We start from the raw sequence: 12,265 nt of genomic DNA, 5'->3' as shown, positions 1-12,265 counted from the left end.
ACTTAACCAAATTGTGATACAATTCATCAGGTTGTCACGTAACAAGTGAGAACATGGAGAAAGGAAACGCGTAAAGCCATGCGAGACCTTTCTTTTTTGATTTTATTTTCGACAAGCATTGAGATTTATGCCTAAGAAATTTATTCGTCGTTTTTTGCCTGATCATCAAAGCATCAAGCAAAATAAAGCTCTAAAAATTTTTGGTAGCGTGTTACACGAACCCAATTTATGGCATTTAAATCGCCGCTCCGCAGCGGGTGCATTTGGTATAGGATTATTTTTTGCTTTCTGGCCTGTACCTTTTCAGATGTGGCTTTCAGCAGGCCTGGCTATTCCTTTTCGCGTAAACTTACCCTTGTCCGTGGCTACCGTATGGGTAACTAACCCGTTTACTATTCCACCAATATTTTATGGTGCTTACAAAGTAGGCACTACTGTACTTGGGACTAAACCTGAACATTTTGAGTTTCAATTTAGTTGGCAATGGGTAGTCGAAAGCATCAATACGATAGGCCCGGCGTTTCTTGTTGGATGTGGTATCTGCTCAGTTTTCTTCGGTTTGGCGGGATATTTTTCGCTAAATTGGGTGTGGCGTTTTCAAGTTAAAAAAGCGTGGGATAGAAGAAGACAAATGAGAGCGCAAGCGGCAAAATCGTAAACGCTCTTGTGTTGAAAATTACGGATAAACGCGCACACTTTACAGTGTGACGCGTCTACCTCATCGAATTATTACCCTTGATGTTCCGCTAAAAACGCTAATAAAGCCGCTTCATCCCACACGTCAACGTCGAGCTCCTGGGCTTTGGTTAACTTTGAGCCAGCCTTATCACCGGCCACTAAAAAGTCGGTATTTTTACTCACAGAACCCGCTACTTTTGCGCCTAGTTGCTGCAATTTCACCTTTGCGTCAGCACGTCCCATTTCATTTAAAGTACCAGTAATCACGCAAGTTTTACCAGCAAGTGGTAAATTATCGGTGCTGCGTTTAACAATTTCAGGCCAATGAATCCCTTCTTTTAACAATGCATCAATAACGTCTGTATTGTGCGTCTCGTTAAAGAAATTGAAAATATGGGCAGCGACTACTTCTCCCACGTCTTGTACTTCGACCAGCGACTCCAACGATGCGCCTCTTATCGCTTCGAGGGTTTCGAAATGGCTGGCCAGATTAGCTGCGGTTGCCTCGCCCACTTCGCGGATCCCCAACGCATATAAAAATTTAGCTAAGGTAGTACGCTTGGCGGCTTCTAAGGCACCCAACAGTTTACTTGCCGATTTTTCTGCCATGCGTTCTAAGCCAACAAGATCACCAATAGACAACGTAAAGAAATCGGCGGGACTTTGCACCAATTCAGCATCAACCAGTTGTTCAACTAATTTATCGCCCAACCCGTCAATATCAAAAGCCTTTCTGGACGCAAAATGTTTTAGCGCTTGTTTGCGCTGTGCCGCACAAATTAACCCACCCGTACAACGCGCAACAGCTTCGTCGGCCAGCTTTTCTACGTGAGAATCACACACCGGGCAATGCGTAGGAAATTGTATGTCTGTTTCTGTGCCATTGCGTTTCGCTTCAACAATAGAAACCACTTGCGGTATTACATCGCCAGCGCGACGAATCACCACCGTATCCCCTATTTTCACGCCCAAACGTTCTATTTCATCCTGATTGTGCAAAGTAGCATTGGAAACAGTGACGCCTCCTACAAACACAGGCTCAAGTCTTGCTACGGGTGTGATAGCACCGGTACGACCGACCTGAAACTCCACATCCAGCAATGTTGTAACTTCTTCTTGTGCAGGAAACTTTTGTGCAATCGCCCAACGAGGTGCGCGCGCCACAAAACCAAGTGTTGTTTGTAAATCTATGGAATCCACTTTAAACACCACACCGTCAATGTCGTATGGCAAAGATTCGCGTATCTCGAGAATGCGCTGGTAATATTGCAAGCATCCATTGCCACCCATAGCAGTATCAATTTCCGGACAGAGCGGCAAGCCCCAATGCGCAAGTTGCTGCAAACGTTCACTATGTGTTTCGGGTAATGTGAAGTTTTCAGGCGTCACTACGCCAAGCGAATAGGCATAAAACATCAACGGACGTTTAGCGGTAATTTTCGAATCGAGTTGTCGCAAACTTCCCGCAGCGGCATTACGCGGGTTCGCAAAAATCTTGCCACCGTTTTCCCGTTGCACGTTATTGAGATTTTCAAAGCCTTCTTTTGGCATAAAGACTTCACCTCGCACTTCAACACGGTCAGGTATGTTTTCAGCGCGAAGCGTTAACGGCACATTAGCAATGGTGCGAACGTTTGCCGTAATGTTTTCACCAACCTGGCCATCTCCGCGTGTTGCGGCGCGAACCAACTCCCCGTTTTCATAAAGAATACTAACGGCTAAGCCATCCAGCTTAGGCTCACAACTAAATGCAATGGTCGCATTATCTTGGTATTCGCCTTTTAACCTGTCTTTTAAACGCTTCTCAAATGCCAACAACGACGATTCATCAAAAGCGTTGTCCAGCGACAGCATGGGTACATCATGTGTTACCTGCTCAAAAGCAGTCAGCGCTTCTCCCCCCACTTTTTGACTGGGGGAATTGGGGGTGTATAACTCTGGATATTGCTTCTCTAATGCAATAAGTGCCTGCATGTCGCGATCGTACTGTGCATCAGGCACCGTAGGGTCATCAAGCACATAATACTGATAGTTATATTCATTAAGCCTATGGCGAAGTGCCACAACTTCATTTTTAATTTGTTCAGGTGTTTTTGACATGGAATTAGGTTTAAGCCAATGGTAAAAATTAAAAAGCTAAAGAAAATATTTACGCCGTATTAGGCAATTGACCGCCATTATACCGCGTTTCTCAAATAGAAAAGGGACTTGAGCACTCCCAAGTCCCGTTTGTGTATGTACTGCAACCTATGCAAATTGACACAGACAGAATAGTTTTCCACTTTCCCTACTGAAGATTAAAGCAACCTATCAGCTGCGCGCAATCATTCGCTTGCGTTCAAATTCACGAATTTTCTCAACGTATTGTTGAAGGCCTTGTTTGGTTAACACGCTGCGACGGCCATCGAGTACCTGAGCACCAAACTCATCTGCCAGTTTGCGCGCTGCGTTGTGCATCATATTAAATACCTGATGAGGATCACCTTCAATGGGCAGGATCATAAACAGTGATACACCTTGCGTTTCAAAGTTCTCAAGATTATCAATATCAAACACGCCGGGTTTAAACATGTTAGCTAAACTGAATAGCACAGGTCCTTTGCCATTTGAATTAACGTGACGGTGGAATATATCCTGATCACCAAACTTAAAACCAAGCGTCAACAACATGGGTAACAGCGCGGCACCTGAAATCAGGTTGTCTTCGGGAGCGCGTACATTCAGTACCAGTACCTCTTGCTCCACATTTTCAGGCGCTTGCTTTGACGCAGTACTACGGTCGTCGTCTGAGTCAGTCGCACTAAAGCCCTCTATATCCTCGCTTGTATCAAAGTCGATGCGCATTTGGTCGTCACCAAAATTGGGCTCTTCTCTTCTCTGCGCTGCTGGCTTGTGACGCTTGCTGCGAGAAAAACGCTTAGGTTGCGGCTCCTGTGGTTCACCAACGGTGTCTACAGGTGATTGTGGCGCGTCAAGACTAAAGTGAGACGTTGCTTTGGCTTGATCACTATCGCCTTGTACAACTGGCTCTGGCACTAGATCCGGCTCGGCAGTGGGATCAACATACAACTTCTGTGGACGTGAATTGTCTTCCGTTTCCACAGAATGCGCTGTAGGCTGCTGTGTCGCTGACACCGCGTCAGTTCCTTCTTCGCCCTCTTTTAGTAAAAAACCTGGCGGCTCTGGGAAATCTGTGGAAGAAACTTTAGATACACCAGCGTTATCTTGTGCACTTCGAGCCGCCCCTTTCATATGGGGTTTTGGATTGGTCACTACGGAACCATATAACTTGGGCTCGGATACTTTTACCGGCGCCTGTTCAGGCGCAGAAACGTTAGAATCCGCATCACTTGTATTAAGGCGCTCAGTAGTCGTCGCCCCGTTATCATCTCGGTTCACATCCTCATGAGTGGCCTGAGTTACAGGCGATGAAGAAACGGCTGCTGGCTCCTCGTCATCTTCGAAACTTGTTTTGCTGTCGGTTATTTCTTTTTCAGCAGGGGTTTGATCCATTTCATTTTGCGTACTCTTACCGACTACGCGAACTGCACCTATCCCTAACTCATCAAACCCTGATGTCTGTTGTTCATCATCGTCAAAAGCATCCTCGTCTTCTTCCCATTGCCGAGGCTCTAACCGGGTTTTCTCCTCTGGTTTACTGTTTTTACGAATTTTCCAGATACCATGAGCAAGAACACCGATAATAAAGACGGTTCCACCTAGGAGTAAAAATAGACGTAATTCATCTTCCATTTAATTTCTTTCGCCCTTTGTTATGCTTCTGCGAAGGCAACAGCTTCGTCAACATCAACCGCAACCATACGAGATACGCCTGGCTCCGCCATTGTTACGCCTGTCAAATGACTGGCCATTTCCATCGCTATTTTATTGTGGGTTATATAAATAAACTGCACTGTTTGTGACATTTCTGATACCAAATTACAAAAACGCCCAACGTTTGCATCGTCCAGTGGAGCATCGACTTCATCCAGCAAACAGAAAGGCGCTGGATTCAACCTGAAAATAGCAAACACCAATGATAAAGCGGTTAAGGCTTTTTCTCCACCGCTTAGAAGATGAATAGTGCTATTTTTCTTGCCAGGTGGCCTTGCCATAATAGTAACACCGGTCTCCAGCAAATCGTCATCAGTAAGTGCAAGGTAAGCTGAACCACCGCCGAACACTTTGGGGAACAGCATTTTAAGATCGTCGTTAACTTGTTCGAAGGTGGTAGAGAAACGTGTACGCGTTTCTTTGTCAATTTTTCGAATCGCCGATTGCAGCGTATCCAGCGCTTCGGTTAAATCATTGTGCTGGGTATCCAAATGCGATTTTCTTTCAGACTGCGCCTCGTACTCTTCTACCGCGGCCAGGTTAACTGCACCCAAGCGTTGTAAGCTGGCCTGTGTATTCTCCAGTTCTTGTTGCCACTTAGTTTCATCTGCCTCTTCAGGCAGTGATTCCAAAATATTCTTAAGCGATTGGTGGGTTTCATCCAGTTGCTCTAAGATAGTCTTGGCGCGAACGCGATACCCTTCTATATCTATATTAAGTTTGTCGATAGCAGTTTGGCGTGCCTGAATATCTTTACCCAGCGACTGGTGACCTTTTTCAGCCTCTCGCAACCATTGCTCAATGTCATCAAGCGCACTTTGCTTGGTACTTTTCAGTTGCTCTAGCTCAGCCTTAGTTTCAAGGAGGGCTTGCAGCTCAGCCTCTTGTATTTCCTGGGGTGAGGTTAATTGCGTCAGCTCTGCTGTCAGTCTGTCTTTGTTTTTTATGTATTCATCGCGCTGTTGAAGATTACGCGTAACCTGTTGACTGTATAAGTTCTGATGATTTTCCAGCTGTTGTCTTTTTAATGCAAGCTCATGATTTTTCAAAGTTAACGCTTCAACTGCTGCCCTTAATTCAGTGGCACTGCGTTCATTGGATTCACGCTTGCTGTTGACGTCATCAATATGCACTTCATGCTCGAGGATCTGCGCTTCCTGGTACTCTAGCTTTTCTGACAATTGCGCCAGTTGCTCTTCTTCCTTCGCCAGCATAAGCTCTTGCTTGGCCAATTCCTGTTTGAGCTTTTCAGAGCGTGTAGATTGCTGTTCCTGCTGCATTTCCAGTAAAGACACTTTGTGCTTACACTGGGTTAACTGGTTTTCTTTGTCATTTAGCGTACTTTGTAACAGCTGCTTCTGTGCTTCACTTTGTGCTAATGCGTGTTTTGCACTGTCTAGTGCGTGCTCAACGTCGTCAATAAGGCGTTCATTTGCACTAATGGTTTCAGCCAGTGCCTGTATTTTATTCGCGCGCTGTAAAGCACCATCACTGACCTCACCCGGTTTTACTACCCATTCGCCACTTGCCCAAAGCCCTGTAGGTGAAATTACACTTGCGTAATCGTAGTGGGTTGTTTCGCTTTGTTTTAACGCAGCAGCGTTTGCGTTGGCATCCGTTAACTCGGCACTAGCAATGCGTATGTTGCCGTGTTCTTCATTAGTCGTATTATTTTCAATGCGTTGGATAAGTTCTGCGTCATCCTTACACAAATAAATGTCGTTAAAAAAAGCGGGGATGCGCGGGGCACAAGACGCGCTTGTGATGGCACTGCTATCTGGAGAATATTCGTCTAACAAGGCTTTTGCCAACGACCCCGGCTTGGCACTTTGAACAAACGCTGCATCGCTGAATACTTTAACGCCGCCAGGCAGGCTTTCAATGTTGGCTAACAATTCATCGATGCCATGGCATGTGGCAACTAGTGGGTCTTTCACGTGTTGCAATATTGACTCAACACACGGCGCAAGCGCTTGACCCGGGCTAAACTGCTGCCATAACTTTTCTACTCCCTCAAGCGACGTATCTTCACTGCTCGCAGCATCTTGCTGCAGAGCTTCAAGCGCAGCTTTTGTCGACTGTGCAGTTTGCAATTGCCCCTGCACTTCGCGAAGCGTTAACTCGTGCGATTTAACCTGGTTCTCTTGTTCTACCACAGTGTCGCTTGCAACATGAAGCGCATGGCGCATGTCGTCTAATTCAAAGGCAATCTCTTCACTTTGATGAGCTAACAAGGCTATTTGGCTTGCGTAATCTTCGTCATCAAGCTGACTTAGTTCGTCGTTCAACTCACTAATACGTTGTGACGTGCGCAGCTGCATACTCATAGTGGATTGTATTTGGCTATGACACTGCTGAACTTGTTGGCGAAGTTGATTATAGGTTTGCTCTTGCTCTCGGGCTTTTGCGTTAAACTCTCTAAGGGCTTGTTCCGCATCGTCAAAGCGCTCTTTAGCGTGTGCTAATTCTGCGTCTTTCAACGCCATTTCAGGCTCGATATTTTCAAGCGCTTGATTTGACACAACTAACGCGTCTTGAGCCTCTTCAATAGAGTGATTAAGAAGTTCGTGTTGTTCGTTTATGCGCGATAACTCTTGTTCTACTTGCGCTTTACGCTGTTTAGCATGCAGCGCATTTTGTTCAAGCCGCGTTATGGCATTACTGGTAGAAAACAGCTGTTGCTGTAAATCGTCAATGGCTTGTTTGGTGTCGACCTGCTTGGTTTTATACGACTCCAGTCCGGCTTCGTCGCCCTGTAATCTTGCTACTAAATCGTCAACTTCCAACTGTAATGCTTGCTGTTGCTTTTGCAACGCCTCTATGTGTTCGCTGTTTTTCAAAAAGCGAATAGCCGCAAGTTGCCCTTTTAATTCTCTGGATTGAGCGCGCAGTGTTTTATAACGCGTCGCTGCCGCGGCCTGACGTTGAAGTTTTTCTAACTGCTTGCCCAACTCGTCTCTTACGTCGTTTAAACGCTCAAGGTTATCATGGGTGTGTTTTATGCGGTTCTCAGTTTCCCGTCGACGCTCTTTATATTTAGAAATACCCGCCGCTTCTTCAATAAACACCCTTAACTCTTGGGGCTTAGACTCTATTAGCCTGGAAATCATGCCCTGCTCGATAATGGCGTATGAGCGTGGGCCTAACCCCGTTCCTAAAAACAAATCGGTGACGTCACGACGACGACATTTTGCACCATTGAGAAAATACGTGGACTGCGCATCACGGGTCACTAAGCGCTTTATAGAGAGTTCATTGTAGTTCGCATATTCGCCAGCCAAACGCCCTGCGCTATTGTCAAAAACCAATTCTACACTGCATTGTCCAACGGGTTTGCGAGAGGAAGAGCCATTGAAGATAACGTCTGTCATGGCGTCACCACGTAGGTTTTTAGCTGAACTTTCGCCCAGTACCCAGCGCACAGCATCAATGACGTTCGATTTGCCACACCCGTTTGGCCCGACAATGGCTGTCATGTCACCCGGGAATGGAATATTCGTTGGCTCGACAAAAGACTTAAATCCGGCGAGCTTAATCTTTTTTAATCTCACACTTCCCCCTCACAGCACATTTTATCCAATGCAGTAACGATAAGTAACAAGGCAATTGGCAAGCTATTGAGGTTAATCTTAACGTTGATCGTTGCGCGCAAAACGCTAACAGCCTTAAACACAACTCTATGTTGTTGAGGCATAACCCAATAGCGAGATAAAAATGATGCGATCACAGAGAAAGTTCTTTTGTTATTATGCTTTTGACTCTACCAAATCTAACAGCTTGTAACAATTACCATTTCGGCATGTGTATGATTCAACGTAAAATGGTAAAACAGCAACCCTCATTGACTTCACTAAGAGGAAGGAATTCAAATGCGCTCAAGTGGTGTACATTATTTTTTTGAAGGTTTTTCTTTAATTAAAACAAAGGGATTAAAACGTTTCGTTTTTGTTCCATTAACGATTAATCTCGTTCTTTTTTCAGTGGCATTCTATCTGTTGTTTGGACAAATAGAAGTCGGCATAAGTTATGTAGTTAACCTTGTACCAGAATGGTTAGGCTGGCTAAAAACCGCTATTAATTTCTTTCTCTGGCCCCTTGCAGTAATTAGCGTATTGCTTATTTTTGCACTTATTTTTGGCACCTTGGCGAACTGGATTGCCGCCCCGTTTAATGGCGTACTGGCTGAGAAAGTTGAGCGTCACCTAACGGGACAGGCATTGGGCGATGAAGGCGTATTTGCCCTCATTAAAGACATACCACGCACTGTAGGCCGAGAATTAACTAAGTTTATGTGGTACGTGCCCCGCGCCATTGGCTTCCTAATTCTGTTTTTTCTGCTGCCGGTTATAGGCCAGGTAATATGGTTTTTGTTCAACGCCTGGATGATGGCTATCCAATACTGTGACTATCCATACGACAACCATAAAATAGACTTTACACGTATGCGTGTGCACTTAGCACAGCACAAGGGCAAAGCAATGTCGTTTGGCGTGATGGTAAATATTTTCTCGTTGATCCCCATAGTCAACTTTATTGTGATGCCAGTGGCTATTTGTGGTGCAACGTCAATGTGGGTAAATGAACTAAAACACACGCTAAAAGAAGGGTGAAATACTTTAACGTGTGAATAAGCCTAGTGCGCGGGAGAAATAAAGGCTTCATATTGGGAAAGCCAGTGTGCCGCCTCTTTCTGTTTGCCCCGATGATGGAACGCTTGGAAAAAATTCATAGAGATAGGACGTTGTATATTCTGCTTGTGAAGTTGTTGCTCCCACAATACCAGGTATAACGGTGGGATCACGCCACTGTCGTGATGCTCCATAAAGGTTACTCGCCGGCTAGGTTTATAGCTGGCTTTCCCAATTAACTCACAGGTTTTAGATTTGGCAATAATTGCGCTGGGATCAATCGCTAACCAATTGTTTACCGTTTGTGCTGGGGCATACCACACACTGCTATCCACCACTAAGTTAGGGGGCATAAAATCTGTGATTTGCGTGTCATTGCACAGCGCTTTGGCCATTCCCCTTCCTATCGGGTATTCATCAGCAAAACCGGCAAAATGCGCCAGTTCATGTACAAACACTGAATACGCGTCGCTGATATCTAAGTACATCACACCATTTTGAACATTGGCCTTGCCCTGCTCTGCTACCACAACAGCGTGACTGAACTTTACCCTTTTCGCCACTTCAGCTAATGGCGTTATATCACAACCAAGCACACCACTTTTTTCATAGTCTTTATCACAGGACAATGACGCCGGGGTTAACCAAATAGGCGGGGCTATACACAACGACAGGCTAGATAACCTTTCATCAGATTGATAAGCCTTATACAGGCTATCTGCGCGAATAATAGTAGCAAGTGAAGTGGCAAATGGTTGAATGCGCTGAAGACAGGACGATGTTTGTTCAAGGGTCGACCAATCAAAACTAGGAGTCTGTGCCAGCGTTTGGATGGTATAGCCTTTGATGACATTTAGTGCTTTTTCAGCCTGCTCATGCCCTTGTTGTGACGCAAACATAAAGTGTTGTTTAGCGCCCTCAAATTCACCCTCGTCCCACAGCAATCGGCCATATTTATATGCACTTTGCATATCCAGCCGAGCGGTAGCCTCAAGCAACGGCTTGGCTTTTGTTTGTTCCCCATGCAATAAGTACCAGTCTGCCAACGCCGCTTGTGCTGGCACATATCCTTGAGCGGCCGCCTTTTCTAACCAGGTTTCTCGCACCTGTGGCAAGTCTGACGACATCGCTAACGCTATTTGGGCTTCTGCGACTTCACCAATGGCTGCAAGGCGCATTAATCGCTCTGACACGCCGTTATCACCCAGCACTTGATAAAGTAACCAAGCCGCTTCTGCGTTATTAAGCTGTACCAGCTTTTCTAACCAATACGCAGCACTATCTTCAGACACATACGACGACTCAAATTGCCTCGCGTAGGCCTTTTCAAACACACCGACCAGCACCGCCTGGGCATCGTCGCTTTGCTGCTTGGCGGCTGCCCAAAGTAGCGCATACGCAGAATGTGCGTTATTGATGTTTGATTGATAAGTAGACGTGACGCTATCAGCCCCTGCTATACGCGTTAACGCGCTGTGGGCATTTGCAATGAGTTGAGGAACATATCTTCCGCTATCGCCTGCTACAAAAAGTAGCGCGAGTACGGCTAAAATTAATCCACGCATGGGAGTGTTATATTATTCTTCGCTTTCTTCGACTTCGCTATATTGCTCACGCAAACGGCTTAGTTCTAACCTTGCATAACGGTGTTCAACATAGTCAAACACATTTGTACTTAAGGCTAGTTTAAAATAATTAGAAGCGATACCCCGGTTACCTTTTTGAGAATGATATTTACCCAAATAGAAATACGCTTCACACAAGCGGTCGGTTAGCCCCTTTTGGCTTCTTACCCCGTCAAGTAGCGAATTCAACACGGCATTTTCATCTACCGTGCCCAAAAACAAATCAACCAGTGTTGTGGCCCAATGCGTGTTGTCGAGAGATGGACGAATGGTTGCCAAATAGTGTAACCCGTCCTGCTCTGACACCGAATGATGTGCAAAATAAGCCCATAGCGCCCTGAAAGGATCGCTTATGTCCTTTTCAAAAAACCGATCTAAATCAGAAGTGGCTAATTCAGCACGGCCGCCGTAATAAAGGGCAATACCGCGATTCAAAAAGGCAAAGTCGTAATCTGGGTTTATCTCTAAGGTAGAATCAAACGCGTCATAGGCTTGAATAAAGTCATTCTGTTGAATGTAGTGAATGCCAATAGAGTTGTATGCCTCGGCTAAATCCGGCTTTAAATTGATTGCCTGTGTGTAATCAAATTGAGCCAACCCCGACAAGCCCACACTGTCGTACAGCATGCCACGTTGGAAATGTAACTCGGCTTTGTCTTCATCAGATAAAGCGGGACTGGTGAGTACTTGATTATAACGGGCAATGGCCATTTCTGAACGGGGATTAACCGGTGCGGGAATGGCAAGTAATAAATTTCCCATCTGCGGACGATCAGAAATAGGCGGTGTTTGCGCACAACCGGTTAAAATAGCAGCGAAAAGGAAAAAAAAGATGAGACTAACGTTTCTGCACATGGTAAAAAAGCATTCTATAAAAAAAGAAAAAACCGCCTGAATACAAAGTATACGCTTGTTGCGGCGCAATTGCCGCCACCTTCTCGCATTTGATGAAAAAAGTAAAGCGTAATAGGCGAGTAACAAAGATTGCTATGAATAAAAAAGATATACAACAACTTTCAAAATTGGCTTTTGAAGCCCAAAAACACTCTCATTCACCTTATTCAAATTTCAAAGTTGGCGCAGCCGTTTCTACTCCCACAGGTGAAGTATTCTCAGGTTGTAACGTAGAAAGTGCCGCCTTTCCGTTAGGCCAATGCGCAGAAGCAACCGCAATAGGTAACATGGTGACGCACGGTCACACACGCATATCACATATTGTTATTGCCAGTCCTAATGAAGAACTGTGCTTTCCCTGTGGTGGATGCCGACAAAAAATTGCTGAATTTGCCACTGACGACACGCCAGTGACCATGGTCAGTCAAAACGGTAATACTTTTGAAACGACCATTGGTGAGTTATTGCCGCATGCGTTTCGCGCTCACGATTTAGATAAATAACTCATCATTTAAAATACGTAAACGCGGCCTCTCCCACTTTACCTGTTGCTTTTTGGCAATAAACTTTTGCAAGGTAAAGTGGGGTTTTAATAACTGGTGATGC

General features: G+C 45.3%; 8 protein-coding genes. 3 read left to right on the top strand and 5 right to left on the bottom strand.

Features of this window, described 5'->3' with window-relative positions; genetic code table 11:
- Positions 1–127: 127 nt before the first annotated feature.
- Positions 128–658: a DUF2062 domain-containing protein gene (locus ACMCM8_RS07140; RefSeq protein WP_412726868.1), complete on the top strand. Its 531-nt coding sequence runs from the start codon at positions 128–130 to the stop codon at positions 656–658.
- Positions 659–729: 71 nt separating this feature from the next.
- Here ACMCM8_RS07140 and ligA read toward each other — a convergent pair whose 3' ends face one another.
- The 3 genes from ligA to smc all read right to left on the bottom strand — a co-directional run bounded on the left by ligA (position 730) and on the right by smc (position 8,063).
- Positions 730–2,778 carry an NAD-dependent DNA ligase LigA gene (gene ligA / locus ACMCM8_RS07135; RefSeq protein ID WP_412726866.1) on the bottom strand — a complete coding sequence of 683 codons (2,049 nt, stop codon included), beginning with the start codon at positions 2,776–2,778 and terminating at the stop codon, positions 730–732.
- Positions 2,779–2,988: 210 nt separating this feature from the next.
- Entirely contained in the window at positions 2,989–4,431 is a 1,443-nt protein-coding gene (zipA, locus tag ACMCM8_RS07130; RefSeq protein WP_412726864.1) for a cell division protein ZipA, read from the bottom strand.
- A 20-nt stretch (positions 4,432–4,451) separates the two neighbouring features.
- Positions 4,452–8,063 (bottom strand): chromosome segregation protein SMC, encoded by a 3,612-nt coding sequence (gene smc, locus ACMCM8_RS07125; RefSeq protein ID WP_412726862.1) that lies wholly within the window; start codon positions 8,061–8,063, stop codon positions 4,452–4,454.
- Between the two features lie 318 nt (positions 8,064–8,381).
- Between smc and cysZ the strand changes: the two genes are divergently transcribed.
- Positions 8,382–9,122, top strand: a complete 741-nt coding sequence (gene cysZ, locus ACMCM8_RS07120; RefSeq protein WP_412726860.1) for a sulfate transporter CysZ — start codon at positions 8,382–8,384, stop codon at positions 9,120–9,122.
- A 23-nt stretch (positions 9,123–9,145) separates the two neighbouring features.
- On the opposite strand, the gene ACMCM8_RS07115 is transcribed toward cysZ, so the two are convergent.
- Together ACMCM8_RS07115 and nlpI are read right to left on the bottom strand one after the other, a co-directional pair.
- Complete coding sequence (locus tag ACMCM8_RS07115; RefSeq protein WP_412726858.1) at positions 9,146–10,705, bottom strand: sel1 repeat family protein; 1,560 nt, start codon at positions 10,703–10,705, stop codon at positions 9,146–9,148.
- Between the two features lie 12 nt (positions 10,706–10,717).
- Positions 10,718–11,620, bottom strand: a complete 903-nt coding sequence (nlpI, locus tag ACMCM8_RS07110; RefSeq protein ID WP_412726856.1) for a lipoprotein NlpI — start codon at positions 11,618–11,620, stop codon at positions 10,718–10,720.
- A gap of 92 nt (positions 11,621–11,712) precedes the next feature.
- On the opposite strand from nlpI, the gene cdd reads away from it, so the two are divergent.
- Positions 11,713–12,162 (top strand): cytidine deaminase, encoded by a 450-nt coding sequence (gene cdd, locus ACMCM8_RS07105; RefSeq protein ID WP_412726854.1) that lies wholly within the window; start codon positions 11,713–11,715, stop codon positions 12,160–12,162.
- Positions 12,163–12,265: the final 103 nt, after the last annotated feature.

The organism is Alteromonas sp. D210916BOD_24, assembly GCF_047159385.1.
GTDB lineage: Bacteria > Pseudomonadota > Gammaproteobacteria > Enterobacterales > Alteromonadaceae > Alteromonas.
Note: the sequence above shows the minus strand (reverse complement) of the source record. Positions and strands in the feature narration are given on the sequence as shown.